The organism is Kocuria varians (assembly GCF_006539885.1).
Taxonomy (GTDB): Bacteria; Actinomycetota; Actinomycetes; order Actinomycetales; family Micrococcaceae; genus Kocuria; species Kocuria varians.
Genome location: NZ_BJNW01000002.1, coordinates 1 through 14,897, shown reverse-complemented (window position 1 = coordinate 14,897; position 14,897 = coordinate 1). Strand labels below are relative to the sequence as shown.

Sequence of the window (14,897 nt, the reverse complement as noted above, 5' to 3'; positions counted from 1 at the left end):
CGATGCGAAATGATATTTTGTGCGCAATGCGCCCCATTACTTGCGTCTCGATGGAGTTGCCACATAAAGTGTTGATGTCGGCCGAAGTGGCCCGGGCGCATCCCCCCAAATGAGCGCACGGACGTTCCCCCGGTTGGCCGGCGTCCCGATCTCCCCCAGATTCGGGATGTCCGACGGGTCCTGCCGATCCCCCAAGTGGCAGGACCCGTCCCCTGTTAACAGGACTTTTTCCCGGACCGCCCGGCACGGATCCCTCGGGGGCGACCCCTCAGCGGTGGCCCATCTCCTCGAGCCGGGGGAGCACCTTCTCCGCGATGCCCAGCAGGGCGGAGCTCTCCTCCTCGTCCAGCAGGTCCATGAAGGCCTCCCGCACGAGTACCAGGTGCCCGGGGGCCGCGTTCTCGATGACTTCCCGGCCGTGGGCGGTGATCCCCACGACGAGCCCGCGGGCGTCCGTGGGGCTGGGGGAGCGGGAGATCATGCCGCGGCGCTCCATCCGCGAGAGCATGTGGGACAGCCGCGAGCGCTCCCAGCCCAGAAGCCGCAGTAGCTCCCGCGAGGGCAACCCCTCGGAGGGCGCCTCGGAGAGCGGCACCAGGATTTCGTACTCGGAGCTGGAGAGGTCGCTGTCGCGCTGCAGCTGCCGGTCCACGGCCCGTTCCATGCCGCGGCTGAGCTGGAGGAAGCCGCGCCAGACGTCCTGCTCGGTCTCGCTGAGCCATCTGACGTTCCGGGCGCTGGGTGGGGTGTCCATGGGGCGGGGCTTTCTGCGGTGCGCCGGGGGCTGCGGCGGTGCGGGCGGGTGGTCAGTCACGGGGGTCGCGCGTGATCCAGTCGGAGTCGTAGTGGCCGCCGGTGTTCTCTCGGCGGTCCCGTTCGCGCACGCGCTGCGCGTAGTCGGTGGGGCGCAGGGGTGAGTCGTCGTCGTCCGGGCGGGTGAGCCGCGCGACGGCGACGAGGCCGAAGCCGAGGCCCGCGCCCACCACGAGGGTCATGCCGCCCACGACGAACGCCAGGACGTAGTCGTCCAGCAGGTCCGGGTCCACCACGGGCCCGAGCCACGAGGGCACCACGAAGGCCGTGGCGAAGCACCCCAGGCCCAGCACCAGCAGCACGGCGGGGATGAGCCACAGCTTGGACCATGCGCGGCGCGGGGGCTCGTGCGGGTCGCGGAATGCGGGCAGCGCACGCGTCTGCACGAGCACATAGCCGCCCAGGCCCACGAGAACCAGCAGCCCCCCGACGACCCATCCGAGCCACGAGCCCCCGGCCAGCAGGCCGAGGCCCACGAGCACACCCAGCAGGATCGCGGTGAAGGAGAGGCCGCGGCCCATGCGGCGGGTGGCCTGCGGGGACGCCGCGCGCACGTCGCCGGACTCGCGCGGCTGCCGTGCCCCGACGGGCTCCTCGGAGGGCTCCCGGCGGATGCCGTAGCGCGGCGGCTCGTCCCGGTCCGGGACGTGCGTGTCCCCGGACCGTGCCGCGGGGGAGGGCGTCTCCCGGGCGCGGGGTTCGGACGGACCGTGCGGGTCGCGGGGGTGCTGGGCGGAAGTCATGGTGGTCCAGGGTGGGTGATCGGCGGTGCCGCGCGGCTGGTTGCCGCGAGCGGCCTCATCATGGCCACTGTATCCCGCCGCGGTGACGCGGTGACCGGTGCGTCCGGGGGTCGTGCGTGGGAGGGTGGGGAACGACACGCACAGACGTCGACAGGAGGCGGGACATGTCGGAGACGGCGGCCGGAGGCACCGGCCAGGACCACGAGAAGTACTCCACGGTGGGCTCCTACGTCCACGAGGGCGAGGAGTACGACCGCGACACCACCTACATCGAGGACCGGATCGTGGCGGACCCCGCGCACGCCGAGCTCTCACCCGGCGCGCAGGCGTGGCCCGTGGAACCCGGGCGGTACCGCCTGGTCCCGGCCCGCGCGTGCCCCTGGGCGAACCGCACGCTGATCGTGCGCCGTCTGCTGGGCCTGGAGGACGCCCTCTCCCTGGGTCTCGCGGGGCCCACCCACGACTCCCGTTCCTGGCAGTTCGACCTGGACCCGGACGGGCGTGACCCCGTGCTGGGCACCCAGCGGCTGCAGGAGAACTACTTCACATGGTTCCCCGACTACCCGCGCGGCATCACGGTGCCGGCCGTCGTGGACGTCCCCACCGGGCAGGTCGTGACCAACGACTTCCCGCAGATGACCGAGGACTTCGCGACCCAGTGGGGCCCGTACCAGCGGGAGGGCGCGCCGGACCTGTGGCCCGCCGAGCTGCTCGACGAGATGCGCCCGGTGATGCGCCGGATCTACACGGAGGTCAACAACGGCGTGTACCGCTGCGGCTTCGCGGGCTCGCAGGAGGCCTACGACGCCGCCTACGACCGGCTGTGGGCCGGGCTCGACTGGCTCGAGGAGCGCCTCGCGACCCGCCGCTACCTGATGGGCGAGCACATCACGGAGGCGGACGTGCGGCTGTTCACCACACTGGTCCGCTTCGACCCCGTGTACGTGAGCCACTTCAAGGCCTCCCGGAACAAGCTCGTCGAGATGCCGAACCTGTGGGGCTACGCCCGCGACCTGTTCCAGACGCCCGGCTTCGGGGACACGGTGGACTTCCAGCAGATCAAGGAGCACTACTTCGTGGTGCACCGGGACATCAACCCGTCCGGGATCGTGCCGCTGGGCCCGGACCTCTCCACCTGGACGACGCCGCACGGGCGCGAGTCGCTCGGCGGATCACCGTTCGCTCCCGGGGCCACGGCTCCCGGACCGGTGCGCCCGGAGGAGCGCGTGCCCGCGGCGCACACGCCGCTCGCCGGCTGAGGGGCGCGCGGGGGCGTCGTTCCTCGTGGGATCCCCACAAAGCGGGGCGGGGGGCCTTTGCGCGTCACGCGGGGAGCGGCACCGGTGCCCGGGTACTAGGGTTTATGTGGTTTCGGGTCCGGAACCGAGCTCCCGCCGCGCCCTCGCGCCGGGGTGCAGCGGCAGCGCGCCGCCGGATCCGCAGCCGTTCCGTCCGTTCCCCGGACGCCGCCCGACCACTCCCGGAGGAGATCCATGGCCCCGTACCGCAATCAGCGTGCAGCAACACTTCCCGCACGGCTCTCCCGTTCCTGGCTGCTTACGTCCGCGGCGGACCCCTCCCTCTTCGCGCCGGCCATGGCCTCCGAGGCGGACTCCGTGGTCCTGGACATCGAGGACGCCGTGCCGGAGGAGGACAAGGACCGTGCGCGGGCCCAGATGGTCGAGGCCATGCAGGACGGCGTGAGCGCGTGGGTGCGCGTCAACGACATCAGCACCCCGCACTGGGAGAAGGACCTCGCGGCGCTGAGCGAGGTGCGCAACCTGCGGGGCATCGTGCTCGCCAAGACCGAGCACCCGGACCACATCACCAAGACCGCCATGATGAGCCGCGCGGGAACGCCCGTGGTCGCGCTCATCGAGTCCGCCGTGGGCCTGATGAACGCGTACGACATCGCGCGCGCACCCGGCGTCTTCCGCCTCGCGTTCGGCGTGGGGGACTTCCGCAAGGACACCGGCGCCTCCGGCGATCCCATGGCGCTCGCGTTCGCACGCTCGACCCTGGTCACGGCGTCCCGCGTGGGCGAGCTGCCCGGGCCCATCGACGGCCCCAGCAACGGCATGTTCGGGGAGGATCTCGCGGCGGCGTGCAAGGTCACCCAGTCCATGGGCATGACCGGCAAGCTGTGCCTGGACCCCGCCCAGACGGACGGCATCAACCACGCGCTGGCGCCGAGCGAGCAGGAGATCAGCTGGGCCCGCGAGATGATCGAGCAGGCGAACTCCGGCCACGCCGGCGCGGACGGCTCCTACCTGCCGCGCCTCGCGCGCGCCAAGAAGGTCTCCGAGCTGGCCGAGACCTACGGCCTCTGGAACAGCTGAGCGGACAGCACCCGCTGCCCTCGGGGCCCGTGTCCTCCACCGCGGTGGGGACGCGGGCCCTCGTCGTCGGGGCAGGTCCGGGGGTGTGGCCCTCTGCGGTCCGCATAGGGCGCGGGCTCCGCGCCGCCCGCGCGGCGGTTCAGCGCTCGACGCCCCACCCGCGCAGCAGCTCGACGAGGGCGGGATCGTCCAGGGAGCCCACCAGCCAGTGGCTGCGCAGCGGCTCGTCGTGGCCGCGGGGGACGCCCAGGACGGCCATCCCTGCGGCCTCCGCGGCGGTGGTGCCCGCCGGCGAGTCCTCCACGGCGAGCGCGTCCGCCGGTGCCACCCCGAGCCGGCGCACGGCCTCCTCGTAGATGTCGGGGGAGGGCTTGCCGTCGGCCACGTCGTCGGCGCTGACCCACGTCTGCAGCACGCCCTCCAGCCCCACGGCCTTCATCTTGCGGTCCAGGATCGGGCCGGTCGAGTTGCTGGCCACGGCCACCGGCACGTGCCGCGCGAAGGCACGGACGGTCTCCAGGGCGCCGGGCAGCGGCTCGATCACCGATCCGACGACCTCGTCCTCGGTGCGCAGCAGGTGGGCGGAGACCTCGTCGAAGGACGGCGCCGCGCTCCCGCGCACCTCCGCCAGCTTCTGGGCCTCGCGCGTGATGTGCCGGGCCACGTCCCGGGCGGAGAGGCCCATCAGGTCCTTCTCGGTGCGCTCGTCGATCGCCACGCCGAAGTCCTCGGCGACGTCGCGCTGCACGTGGGCCCACGCGCTCTCGGTGTCCATGAGCACCCCGTCGCAGTCGAAGACGACGGCGTGCGGGCGCCACTGCGGGTCCGGTGCGGGGAGGGTGGGTTCCATGGTCCCAGTCAACCACGCGCGGTGGGGCGGCCCGCGCGCCGGGAGCGGGCGTCGTCGTCGGCGCGGGGCGGCTGCCAGGGCGGCGAGCGCGCGTCGCCCCGCTGGCTAGAGTGGGACCATGCCGGAGAACGCGAGACATTCAGGGGACACCACGCTGCAGCGCCTGGCCACGGAGTACGGGGTGGCCACGCAGTACGAGGGATTCGATGGGTCCGAGGTCACGGTGCCGGAGCAGACGTTGCGCAGCGTCCTCACGGCCCTGGGCGCGGACGTCGCGGACGACGACGCCGCGCAGCGCACCCTGCGCGAGCGCGAGGACGCCCCGTGGCTGCGGCTGCTGCCGCCCCTGCTCGTGACCGAGGAGGGCGCCGAGGCCTCGGTGCCCGTGACCGTTGCGGACGGTGACACCGTGCGCGTGCGGCTGTGGCCCGAGGACGCGCCGGACGAGGTTCAGGAGCTCGAACCCGCCCGGGGAGCCAACCCGCAGACGCGGGACGTCGGGGGCGAGGCCCGACGGCGTGTGGACCACGCCCTGCCGAGCGGGCTGTCCCTGGGCTGGTACCGCCTCGAGGCGAGCACCGGTTCCGGCGAGACCGAGCAGATCGACGTGGCGGTCACGCCCCGTCGGCTCAGCACCACCGACCGGCTGCGCGGGCAGCGGCGCTGGGGCTACATGGCCCAGCTCTACTCGGTGGCCTCCTCGCGCTCGTGGGGCGTGGGCGACCTCTCCGACCTCGCGTCCCTCGCCGCGGTGAGCGGCGTCCAGGGCGCGGACTACGTGCTCATCAACCCGCTGCACGCCGCGGAGCCCGAACCCCCGGTGGAGCCCTCGCCCTACCTGCCGTCCAGCCGCCGGTTCTTCAACCCCCTGTACCTGCGCGTGGCGGACGTGGCCGAGTTCCCATACCTGCGTCCGGCGGACCGGGAGGTCGTGGACCGGCTCGCGGCGATCCAGCGCAAGGCGGTGCTGGACCCCGCCACGATCGACCGCGACTCCGCGTTCGCGGCCAAGCTCAAGACCCTGGAGCTGCTCTACACGGTGCGCCGCTCGCCCTACCGCCAGCAGCAGCTGGAGGCCTTCGTGGCCCAGGGCGGCCAGCCCCTGCAGGACTTCGCCCTGTGGTGCGCGCTGCGCGAGGAGCTCGGGGAGGACTCGCCGCTGTGGCAGGACGAGGCCGCCTCGCCCGAGTCCCCGTACGCCCAGGAGGCGCGCTCGCGGCTGCGCCACCGCATCAACTTCCACGTGTGGCTGCAGTGGCTGCTGGACAACCAGCTCGAGGCCGCCCAGCGCGCGGCGCACCGGGCGGGCATGGACATCGGCGTGGTGCACGACCTCGCCGTGGGCGTGCACAAGCACGGCGCGGACGCCTGGGCCCTGCAGGACGTCATGGCGCAGGGCGTGAGCGTGGGTGCCCCGGCGGACATGTACAACCAGCTGGGCCAGGACTGGAGCCAGCCGCCGTGGCACCCCGAGAAGCTCGCGGCCGTGGGGTACCGGCCGTGGCGCCAGATGATGCGCACGATCTTCCGCCACTCCGGCGGCGTGCGGATCGACCACGTGGCCGGGCTGTTCCGGCTCTGGTGGATCCCGGACGGCAACAAGGCCTCGGACGGCACGTACGTCTACTACGACCACGAGGCCATGGTGGGCGTCCTCGCCCTGGAGGCCGAGCTGGCCGGTGTGCTCGTGGTGGGCGAGGACCTGGGGACCGTGGAACCCGGTGTGCGCGACTACCTGGAGAGCAAGGGCGTGCTGGGCACGTCCATCCTGTGGTTCGAGATGGACGGGGACGTCCCCCTGGACCCCTCCCGCTACCGCGAGCTGTGCATGGCCTCGGTCAACACCCACGACCTCCCGCCCACCGCGGGCTACCTGGAGGGCGTGCAGCTGGAGCTGCGCGAGAAGCTGGACCTGCTCGCCCGCTCCCCGGAGGAGGAGCGCGCGGAGGCGCAGCGCCAGCTGGACACCTTCTTCACCGCGGTGGCCGAGGCCGGCTACCTCCCGGACGGGGAGGATGCCGGGCCGGAGGAGAAGATCGAGGCGCTGTACCGCTACCTGTGCGACGCCCCGTCCCTGCTGCTCAACGTGTCCCTGGTGGACGCCGTGGGGGAGAAGCGGATCCAGAACCAACCCGGCACGAGTGACGAGTACCCCAACTGGCGGGTGCCCCTGGCGGACTCCGACGGCCGTCCCGTGATGCTCGAGAACCTGCCTCGCATCGAACGCGTGAACCGGCTCGTGGACGTGGTCAACGAGGCGCTGGGCACGCACCGGAGGGATCCCAAGGTCACCTCACGGGCTCCCACGCAGCCCGAGCGGCGGGACATCGCGGACCCGTTCCGCACGGCGTCCTCGGGCTCCTGAGCGGGTGTTCCGAGGACTCCGCTGCCGGTTCGCGGCGGGGGTTGCCGCGCCGGAAGAATTAGGTAAGATAAGTCTTACCTAATCTCCTGGGTGAGGAGATGGGGCCGAAGAAAGCGTGTTGGGGTGGCGAGCCGGGTCATGGACGGGTCGCCACCCCTGCTCGTGTCTGCATCCCGATGCGTCGGGGCCCGTCCGGTGCCGCGTCCCGCGAGTGCCGACGGCGACCCGGCCCGCCGTCGCGGGCCCGGGAATTGGCGCATCGCGGCTCACCGGCTAGGATCGAGGGGCGCTCAATCGCACCGTTTCCGTTTCAAATTTGCGAGAGAGTCCGTAGAAGCCTAGAATCTAAGGCTGTCGTGTGGTGGAGTCCATCTACCGGCGCCTAGATCTTCACCGTCTTCGTCGTAGCGAGTGCCCTGACCGGTACTGCCGCGGGGTAAGAGAACATCACGCCCGGCGCGCGAACGGTGGCATTTTCTTGAGGTGACGGACCACTCGTGGCCACGGCCGCTGGCGGAACACCGCCCGGCGGCCGCCATGCGTGCCGTCATTTCGTCGACATTGGACATTGGAGGAGAACACTATGGCAGCGCACTGCCAGGTGACCGGGGCCCAGCCGGGCTTTGGCCACAGCATCTCGCACTCGCACCGCCGCACCAAGCGCCGGTGGAACCCGAACATCCAGAAGAAGCGTTACTGGGTGCCCTCGTTGCGGCGCAACGTCACGCTCAACCTGAGCGCCAAGGGCATCAAGGTCATCGATGCCCGCGGCATCGACGCCGTGGTCAACGAGCTCATCGCACGTGGGGAGAAGATCTGAGATGGCCAAGGACAAGGACGTACGTCCCATCATCAAGCTGAAGTCCACGGCCGGTACCGGGTTCACCTACGTCACCCGCAAGAACCGCCGGAACAACCCCGACCGCCTCGTCATGAAGAAGTACGACCCGGTGGTCCGCAAGCACGTCGATTTCCGCGAGGAGCGCTGAAACCATGGCCAAGAAGTCCAAGATCGCCAAGAACGAGCAGCGCAAGGTCATCGTCGAGCGCTACGCGGCCAAGCGTGCTGAGCTGAAGAAGACCCTCGTGGACGAGAACGCGTCCCCCGAGGCACGCGAGGAGGCCCGCCTGGGCCTGCAGAAGCTGCCCCGTGACGCCTCCCCGATCCGCGTGCGCAACCGCGACCAGATCGACGGCCGTCCCCGCGGCACTTTCCAGCGTTTCGGGATCTCCCGCGTGCGCTTCCGCAACATGGCTCACCGCGGCGAATTGCCCGGTATCTACAAGTCCAGCTGGTAATTTCTCCACCGGAGGGGCCCTAGCCCCCCGGTCATCCCTTCCGAGAGAATGCCGACCCAGTCCAGGAGGACACGTACATGGCTATGAACCGCAGCGAACTCGTCGCCGAGGTTGCCGAGAAGTCCGGCAACACCCAGGCCGCCGTCAACGGCGTGCTGGATTCCCTCTTCGAGGTCTTCGAGAGCTCCGTCTCCAAGGGCGAGAAGATCACCATCCCGGGCTGGCTCTCCGTGGAGCGCACCGACCGTGCCGCTCGTCAGGGCCGCAACCCGCAGACCGGTGAGGCCATCCAGATTCCCGCCGGCCACGGTGTGAAGCTCACCGCCGGCTCCAAGCTGAAGGCTGCCGTCTCCTCCAAGTGAGACAGCTCTGAACGGGTCCCGGACCCGTGAGCGCCCCAGGGACCGTTCGCGCACTCGCGCGAACGGTCCCTTTGCATGTGGGAGGTGTGCGCGTGGCGAGGTTCTTGCAGGGCCACTGGAACGCGCATAATGGGACTCGACTGTCGTGCCCACTCATCAGCCTCGGAGGTGTTCGGTGTCCCCTCGCGCGCGCCGGCTTGCCCGGGGCTGGGTGGCGGCCTTCACCGCCACAGCGCTCGCGGCCGGTTCCCACGCCGCTCTCGACGGGACGTGGCCGTCACCCCTGATCATGGCGCTCTCGCTGTGCCTCGCGGCCCCCGTGTGCATGCTCCTCTCCGGCCGGAGGATCTCCCGGCTGGGCACTGCCGCGAGCGTGGTGGTGAGCCAGGCGTTGCTGCACACCCTGTTCGCGCAGTCCGCGGGCGCCGCCCGCGTGCTCGACCACGGTCACCACCACGGTGCTGCCGCAACGGCCGACGGCGCTCAGGTGCTGATCTCCGCCGTGCCGCCCATGGCCCACCACGGCCTCCCGATGGTGGTGGGGCACGTGGTCGCCGCCCTCGCCACGTACGCCCTGCTGCGCCACGGTGAAGTGGCGGTGCTGCGCCTGGTCGACGCCGTCTCGCTGCGGGTCCTGGGCCTGCTCACCCTTCATCCGCGGCCGGTGGCCGTGCCCGTGCGGCGGCGGACCGCATGGGCCTCTCCCCGGGCGCTGGCGGACCAGCTCCTGCTCTCGTGCCTGTGCGGGTACCGTGGGCCGCCGGTGGCCGCGTAGGCATCGCCCCCGGCACCCGCCGCGGCGTCGATGCCCTCCTCGGCATCCACCGTCCACCCGCCGCTCCGTGCGGCACACCGCGCGCACCGCGCAGGAGAGTCATTCCATGTCACGCACATCATCACGTTCCATCCTCCCCGCACTGTGGGCGGGCCTCGTGGCCCTTGCCCTGGTGCTGGTCACTGCAGGCCCCGCAAGGGCGCACGACGAGCTCGTGAGCACGAACCCGGAGGCCGGGTCGAGCATTGCGAAGGCACCGACGACGCTCGAGCTCACCTTCTCCGGCAACATTCAGGACATCGGCAGCGAGGTCCGGGTCACGGACTCCCACGGCACGGACATCACGCGCGGGACCCTGGCCGTGCAGAAGACCAAGGTCTCCCAGCCGCTGCGCGAGGGTGGGGACACGGACGAGACCTACACGGTCACGTGGCGCGTGGTCTCCCAGGACGGCCACCCGATCGAGGGCACCTTCACGTACAACGTGGGCGAGGGTGCGGGGTCCACGGCGTCCCCGGCTCCCGTGGCGTCCGGGTCCGAGAGTCCCGCGCGCAACGACGGCTCCCAGCAGGTCAACGGCTCGGGCATCCCGGGCTGGGTGCTGCCGGTGATCGGCGGCGGCGTCGCGCTCGTGCTGCTGCTCGTGGTGCTGGCCTTCGCCACCCGCCCGCGCCAGCGCTGACCCACCCCGCGGACACGAACCACATCCCTGACACCCGGTCCGTATGCGCGGAGCGGCATATGGGCAGAGCCGCGGAGAGAGCAACGGTCTGGCGCGGAACCCTCCGCGCACTCCGGTCAACCCCCTCGCGCCGCCGGCGGCCCGCCACGCTCCCAGCGGCCCGGCGCGCAGCCACCGGCTCGAACCCGCCGCGACTCCCGGCGACATGCCCCGCGCGCAGCGGACCACACACTTCACAAGGACACACACCATGAACCAGCACACCACCGCCCCGACCACCACCGACCGTCCGCTGACCACGCGGCCCGCGGCACACCGTGCCCTGGCCACGGTCGTCGCGCTCGGCCTGGGGCTCGCGGCCGTGACCGGCTGCTCCGCGCAGCAGGGGGACGAAGCGTCGTCGTCGGCGCAGAGCCCGACCAGCGCGTCCGCATCCGCGGCGCCTCTCACCCTCGACAACGGGTGGGCCAAGGCCGCCGACTCCGGCATGACCGCCGCGTTCGGCACCCTGACCAACACGTCGGACAAGGACGTGACACTCACGGGCGCCACCGCCCAGGGCACCGCCGAGTCCGTGCAGCTGCACGAGACCGTCACGGACGGCTCGAACGGGTCCTCCACGATGAAGGAGAAGGACGGCGGCTTCACGATCCCGGCGGGCAAGAGCATCACCCTGGAGCCCGGAGGGAACCACATCATGCTCATGGGTCTGACGTGCTCGCTCAAGGCGGGCGCGGACCTCACGCTGCAGCTGCGCACGGACGCCGGGACGCAGGACGTCACCGTCCCCGTGCGTGACTACTCCGGGGCCAAGGAGGAGTACGCCCCGGGTGAGGGGGCGAGCGGTTCCGCGGACCCGCACGCCTCGCATTCCGGCATGGACATGTCTTCCTCGGCGGCGACGGGTGCACCGTCGGACGAGCACGCGGGCCACGACCACTCCGGGCACGGCGATGCGTCAGCCGCGGCGTCGGGATCCTCCGAGCACGCGGGGCACGAGGGCATGGCCATGAGCTCGCCGTCCTCCTCCGCCCTGCCGGAGTGCCATGCCCACTGACCCGGCATCGACCGACCCGGCACCGCCTGACCCCGCGCCGAGGGGCCGGGCGGCCGCTGAGACAGACCTCTCTGGTCCGGCCCCCAGCGACGCGGCCCCCACGGACCGCCCGGCCTGGAACCGGCGGTCGCTGCTCACGGGCGCGGTCGCCGGGGCCGGGGTCACCGGCCTCGGGGCCGTGTCCGCCGCGGCACTCGGGGGACAGGCCCCGTGGTCCGGCGCCGCCACGGACGAGACCCGTCCCGGGCAGCGCACGGAACCGTTCCACGGGGCCCGGCAGGCCGGCGTGGCCACGCTGCCGCAGGCGTTCTGCGCGTTCGTCGGTCTGAAGCTCGACGCCGCGGCCACCCGCGACTCGCTGCGGCGGCTGCTGCGCGTGCTGACGGACGACGCCGCGGCGCTGACCAGTGGGCAGGCGCCCGTCAACGACCAGGAACCGTGGCTCGCGGAGAACCCGTCGCGGCTGACCGTGACGGTGGGCTTCGGCCCGCGCACGGTGAAGCTGATCGCCCCGTCCCGCGTGCCGCAGTGGCTGCGTCCGCTGCCCGCGTTCGGTGTGGACCGGCTGCAGGAGGCCTGGGGACAGGCGGACCTGCTGCTGCAGCTGTGCTGCGACGACAAGCTCACGCTCGCCCACGCGCAGCGCGTGCTGCTCAAGGACGTCCGCTCGTTCGCGAGCGTGCAGTGGGTGCAGGACGGCTTCCGCAACACGGTGGGCGCCACCCCGGACGGGCAGACCATGCGCAACCTCTTCGGTCAGGTGGACGGCACCTCCAACCCCTACCCGGGGGAGGCGGACCACGAGAAGGTCGTCTACGGGCAGAGCGGCTTCACCCCGTGGGTGCAGGACGGCACCTCCCTGGTGCTGCGGCGCATCCACATGAACCTGGACACGTGGGACGAGGCCGACACTCCGGCCCGCGAGGACGCCGTGGGGCGCAGGCTCTCGGACGGCGCCCCCCTCACGGGGCAGCAGGAGCACGACGAGCCGGACCTGGACGCCGTGGGACCGCTGGGCTTCCCGGTGATCTCCTCCTACAGCCACGTGCGGCGCTCGCGCAGCCCGAACCCGGACGAGAAGATCTTCCGTAGGGTGTACAACTACGACCTGGCGGTGCACGACGCGTCCGGTCGCAGCCGTTCCGGGGACGTCTCCGGAGGGGTGTCCACCACGGGGCTGATCTTCGCGTCCTACCAGGCGGACCCGGTGAAGCAGTTCGTGCCCATCCAGCGGCGGCTGGACGAGCTGGACATGCTGAACACGTGGACCGTTCCGATCGGCTCGGCGGTCTTCGCGATCCCGCCGGGGTGCCGCGAGGGCGGGTTCGTCGGGGACGTGCTGTTCACGTGAGCGGCACCGCGGGCAGCGTGAGATCGAACCACCAACGGGCCGGAGGGTCACGAGCATGAGCAGCACCGCACGCACGACGGGCAGGGGAACCGGCGGAAAGGACCGCGCCCGACCCACGGGCGGGGCCGACGCCGCCCGGGCCGGCCGCGCGCCGTCGTCCGGCGGGAGCGGCGGTTCCGGGGCAGCCGGTGTGAGCGTGAGCCCCTGGACCATTGCGGCGGTGCTCGTGGCGGCCATGATCGGCATGACGGCCGCGCTCCTCTACGGGGGCGCGGCCGCGCCGCGGCAGGTGGCCGATCCGGGCACGCTCGTGCGCTGGGGCCTGCCCACCGTGAAGGTGGTCCACAACATCGCGATGACCGTGGTGATGGGCGGGCTGCTGTTCGCCATCGGGGTCGTGCCCCGCTTCGAGGACCGTTCCCGCACCCGCCCGCCGCGCAACAGCAGGGAGCAGGCGGGGCAGCCGGAGCACCCGGTCTTCCGCGCGGTGCTGCAGCTCGTGTCCGCGGCGTCCGTGGTGTGGACCGTGGCGGCCGTGGCGGTGCTGGTGTTCACGTACTCGGACGTCTCCGGCTCCGCGATCGGCGGCGGGGACAACTACACGCAGCAGCTGCTGCACTACGTCACCGGGATCTCCACCGGGCAGGCGCAGGCGACGATCGTGATGGTCGCGGCGGTCGTGACGACCCTCGTGTTCGGCGTGCGCGCCCTGCTGGGACTGTTCTGCACGCTCGCGCTGTCCTTCGTGGCGCTCGTGGCCATGGCGCTGAACGGCCACGCCTCCGGCGGCGCGGACCACATGGGCGCCGTCAACTCCCTGGGGCTGCACCTGCTGGGCGTGTGCCTGTGGGTGGGCGGGATCCTGGTGCTCGTGTGGGCAGGCCCCCTGCTCGCGCGGGAGTCCTCGGTGACCAGCCGGCGCGGCAGGAGCACCCGCACCGAGCCCCTGCTCGCGGTGGTGCTGCGGCGCTACTCCGTGGTGGCCCTGGGCTGCTACGTGCTCGTGCTGCTCTCGGGCGTGATCAACGCCGCGGTGCGCATCGGCACGTGGGAGCAGCTCGCCTCCCCGTACGGGACGCTCGCCCTGACGAAGCTCGTGCTGACCCTGCTGCTCGCGGTGGCCGGCTTCGCCCACCGGCAGTGGCTGATCCCGGGCGTCGAGGACGGCTCGCGCTCCCGCACGGCCACGCTGTGGCGGGTGGTCCTGGGGGAGGTGGTGCTCATGGGCCTGCTCATGGGGATCGCCACGGCGCTGGGCCGCACCGCCCCGCCGGTGCCGGAGGAGCTGCAGCCGGACGCCTCGCCCGCGCGCATCCTCACGTGGTACGAGCTGCCCCCGGAGCCCACCGTGGCCAGCTGGTTCACCACGTGGCGGCTGGACTGGTTCTGGGTGGCCGTGGTGGTCTTCATGGCCGTGGTCTACCTGTGGGCCGCGCTCAAGGTGTGGCGCCGCGGGGACACCTGGTCCCCGGTGCGCACCGGCTCCTGGTTGGTGGGCCTCGTGGCCCTGCTCTACGCCACGAGCGGCGGCGTGTCCGTGTACGCCCGCGTGCTGTTCTCCGCGCACATGGTGGAGCACATGAGCCTGACCATGATCGTCCCGCTGTTCCTCGTCTCCGGGGCACCGGTCACGGTGGTCCTCAAGGCGCTCGAACCCCGCCGGGACGGCACCCGCGGTCCGCGCGAGTGGATCCTGCGCCTCGTGCACTCCACGTGGGGCAAGGTGGTGACCAACCCCATCTTCGCGGCGGCGAACTTCGCGTTCTCGATCGTGCTGTTCTACTTCACGGACCTCTTCCGCTTCACCCTGCGATACCACGTGGGCCACGAGTTCATGATGGTGCACTTCCTGTTCACCGGGTACATGTTCGCGCTCGTGCTGATCGGCATCGACCCGATCCCGCACCGTCCCGCCTACCCCATGCGCCTGCTGCTGCTGCTCGCCACGATGGCCGCCCACGCGTTCATCGGGATCAGCATCATGAGCATGACCACGGTCCTGCAGGCCTCCTGGTTCGGGAACATGGGGCGCCCGTGGGGGCCGAGTGCGCTGGAGGACCAGGAGCTCGGCGGCATGCTGATGTGGGGGATCGGCGAGTTCCCCACGTTCCTGCTCGCCGTGATCGTCGCCGTCCTGTGGGCCATGGAGGGCTCCAAGGAGAACCGGCGCGTGGACCGGCAGGCGGACCGCACGGACGACGCCGAGCTGCGCGCCTACAACGAGATGATGGCCCGGCTCGCGGAGGGCGACGACACCCGCC

At 71.7% G+C, this 14,897-nt stretch carries 15 protein-coding genes; 12 read left to right on the top strand and 3 right to left on the bottom strand.

What is annotated here, in order from left to right; translation table 11 throughout:
- Nucleotides 1–268: 268 nt before the first annotated feature.
- Both KVA01_RS01280 and KVA01_RS01275 read right to left on the bottom strand, forming a co-directional pair.
- Nucleotides 269–754 carry a MarR family winged helix-turn-helix transcriptional regulator gene (locus KVA01_RS01280; protein ID WP_068469220.1) on the bottom strand — a complete coding sequence of 162 codons (486 nt, stop codon included), beginning with the start codon at nucleotides 752–754 and terminating at the stop codon, nucleotides 269–271.
- Nucleotides 755–806: 52 nt separating this feature from the next.
- On the bottom strand, nucleotides 807–1,556 hold the full coding sequence (locus KVA01_RS01275; protein ID WP_068469222.1) for an NADH-quinone oxidoreductase subunit J: 750 nt from the start codon (nucleotides 1,554–1,556) through the stop codon (nucleotides 807–809).
- Between the two features lie 164 nt (nucleotides 1,557–1,720).
- Here KVA01_RS01275 and KVA01_RS01270 point away from each other — a divergent pair, with 164 nt between their 5' ends.
- Both KVA01_RS01270 and KVA01_RS01265 read left to right on the top strand, forming a co-directional pair.
- A complete protein-coding gene (locus tag KVA01_RS01270) occupies nucleotides 1,721–2,815 on the top strand; it encodes a glutathione S-transferase family protein (protein WP_141268603.1) in 1,095 nt (364 codons plus the stop codon).
- A 234-nt stretch (nucleotides 2,816–3,049) separates the two neighbouring features.
- Nucleotides 3,050–3,895, top strand: coding sequence for an HpcH/HpaI aldolase/citrate lyase family protein (locus KVA01_RS01265; RefSeq protein WP_068469225.1), 846 nt, complete (start codon nucleotides 3,050–3,052; stop codon nucleotides 3,893–3,895).
- A gap of 139 nt (nucleotides 3,896–4,034) precedes the next feature.
- Here KVA01_RS01265 and KVA01_RS01260 read toward each other — a convergent pair whose 3' ends face one another.
- Entirely contained in the window at nucleotides 4,035–4,745 is a 711-nt protein-coding gene (locus tag KVA01_RS01260) for an HAD family hydrolase (protein WP_141268601.1), read from the bottom strand.
- A gap of 118 nt (nucleotides 4,746–4,863) precedes the next feature.
- Between KVA01_RS01260 and malQ the strand changes: the two genes are divergently transcribed.
- The 10 genes from malQ to KVA01_RS01210 form a co-directional block, all read left to right on the top strand.
- Nucleotides 4,864–7,110: a 4-alpha-glucanotransferase gene (gene malQ / locus KVA01_RS01255; RefSeq protein WP_141268599.1), complete on the top strand. Its 2,247-nt coding sequence runs from the start codon at nucleotides 4,864–4,866 to the stop codon at nucleotides 7,108–7,110.
- Between the two features lie 583 nt (nucleotides 7,111–7,693).
- A complete protein-coding gene (gene rpmB, locus KVA01_RS01250) occupies nucleotides 7,694–7,930 on the top strand; it encodes a 50S ribosomal protein L28 (RefSeq protein ID WP_012397434.1) in 237 nt (78 codons plus the stop codon).
- 1 nt (nucleotide 7,931) lies between these two features.
- Nucleotides 7,932–8,099, top strand: a complete 168-nt coding sequence (rpmG, locus tag KVA01_RS01245) for a 50S ribosomal protein L33 (RefSeq protein WP_012397435.1) — start codon at nucleotides 7,932–7,934, stop codon at nucleotides 8,097–8,099.
- A gap of 4 nt (nucleotides 8,100–8,103) precedes the next feature.
- On the top strand, nucleotides 8,104–8,409 hold the full coding sequence (gene rpsN / locus KVA01_RS01240) for a 30S ribosomal protein S14 (RefSeq protein WP_068469230.1): 306 nt from the start codon (nucleotides 8,104–8,106) through the stop codon (nucleotides 8,407–8,409).
- Nucleotides 8,410–8,486: 77 nt separating this feature from the next.
- On the top strand, nucleotides 8,487–8,771 hold the full coding sequence (locus KVA01_RS01235) for an HU family DNA-binding protein (protein WP_055082754.1): 285 nt from the start codon (nucleotides 8,487–8,489) through the stop codon (nucleotides 8,769–8,771).
- Nucleotides 8,772–8,946: 175 nt separating this feature from the next.
- A complete protein-coding gene (locus KVA01_RS01230; protein WP_068469232.1) occupies nucleotides 8,947–9,546 on the top strand; it encodes a hypothetical protein in 600 nt (199 codons plus the stop codon).
- A 106-nt stretch (nucleotides 9,547–9,652) separates the two neighbouring features.
- A complete protein-coding gene (locus tag KVA01_RS01225; protein WP_082810331.1) occupies nucleotides 9,653–10,228 on the top strand; it encodes a copper resistance CopC family protein in 576 nt (191 codons plus the stop codon).
- 250 nt (nucleotides 10,229–10,478) lie between these two features.
- Nucleotides 10,479–11,285 (top strand): copper chaperone PCu(A)C, encoded by an 807-nt coding sequence (locus KVA01_RS01220; protein WP_068469236.1) that lies wholly within the window; start codon nucleotides 10,479–10,481, stop codon nucleotides 11,283–11,285.
- Complete coding sequence (locus KVA01_RS01215) at nucleotides 11,275–12,636, top strand: Dyp-type peroxidase (protein ID WP_082810333.1); 1,362 nt, start codon at nucleotides 11,275–11,277, stop codon at nucleotides 12,634–12,636. The genes KVA01_RS01220 and KVA01_RS01215 overlap by 11 nt, the downstream gene beginning before the upstream one ends.
- 55 nt (nucleotides 12,637–12,691) lie before the next feature.
- The coding region (locus tag KVA01_RS01210; protein WP_141268597.1) for a bifunctional copper resistance protein CopD/cytochrome c oxidase assembly protein at nucleotides 12,692–14,897 on the top strand (2,206 nt) is incomplete at its 3' end.

What these genes read in the sequence shown, in the direction of transcription:
- KVA01_RS01235 (WP_055082754.1), top strand. Translation starts at nt 8,487, where the DNA reads ATGGCTATGAACCGCAGCGAACTCGTCGCCGAGGTTGCCGAGAAGTCC.
- KVA01_RS01275 (WP_068469222.1), bottom strand. Translation starts at nt 1,556, where the DNA reads ATGACTTCCGCCCAGCACCCCCGCGACCCGCACGGTCCGTCCGAACCC.
- rpmG (WP_012397435.1), top strand. Translation starts at nt 7,932, where the DNA reads ATGGCCAAGGACAAGGACGTACGTCCCATCATCAAGCTGAAGTCCACG.
- KVA01_RS01220 (WP_068469236.1), top strand. Translation starts at nt 10,479, where the DNA reads ATGAACCAGCACACCACCGCCCCGACCACCACCGACCGTCCGCTGACC.
- KVA01_RS01215 (WP_082810333.1), top strand. Translation starts at nt 11,275, where the DNA reads ATGCCCACTGACCCGGCATCGACCGACCCGGCACCGCCTGACCCCGCG.
- KVA01_RS01270 (WP_141268603.1), top strand. Translation starts at nt 1,721, where the DNA reads ATGTCGGAGACGGCGGCCGGAGGCACCGGCCAGGACCACGAGAAGTAC.
- KVA01_RS01265 (WP_068469225.1), top strand. Translation starts at nt 3,050, where the DNA reads ATGGCCCCGTACCGCAATCAGCGTGCAGCAACACTTCCCGCACGGCTC.
- rpsN (WP_068469230.1), top strand. Translation starts at nt 8,104, where the DNA reads ATGGCCAAGAAGTCCAAGATCGCCAAGAACGAGCAGCGCAAGGTCATC.
- KVA01_RS01260 (WP_141268601.1), bottom strand. Translation starts at nt 4,745, where the DNA reads ATGGAACCCACCCTCCCCGCACCGGACCCGCAGTGGCGCCCGCACGCC.
- rpmB (WP_012397434.1), top strand. Translation starts at nt 7,694, where the DNA reads ATGGCAGCGCACTGCCAGGTGACCGGGGCCCAGCCGGGCTTTGGCCAC.
- malQ (WP_141268599.1), top strand. Translation starts at nt 4,864, where the DNA reads ATGCCGGAGAACGCGAGACATTCAGGGGACACCACGCTGCAGCGCCTG.
- KVA01_RS01225 (WP_082810331.1), top strand. Translation starts at nt 9,653, where the DNA reads ATGTCACGCACATCATCACGTTCCATCCTCCCCGCACTGTGGGCGGGC.
- KVA01_RS01280 (WP_068469220.1), bottom strand. Translation starts at nt 754, where the DNA reads ATGGACACCCCACCCAGCGCCCGGAACGTCAGATGGCTCAGCGAGACC.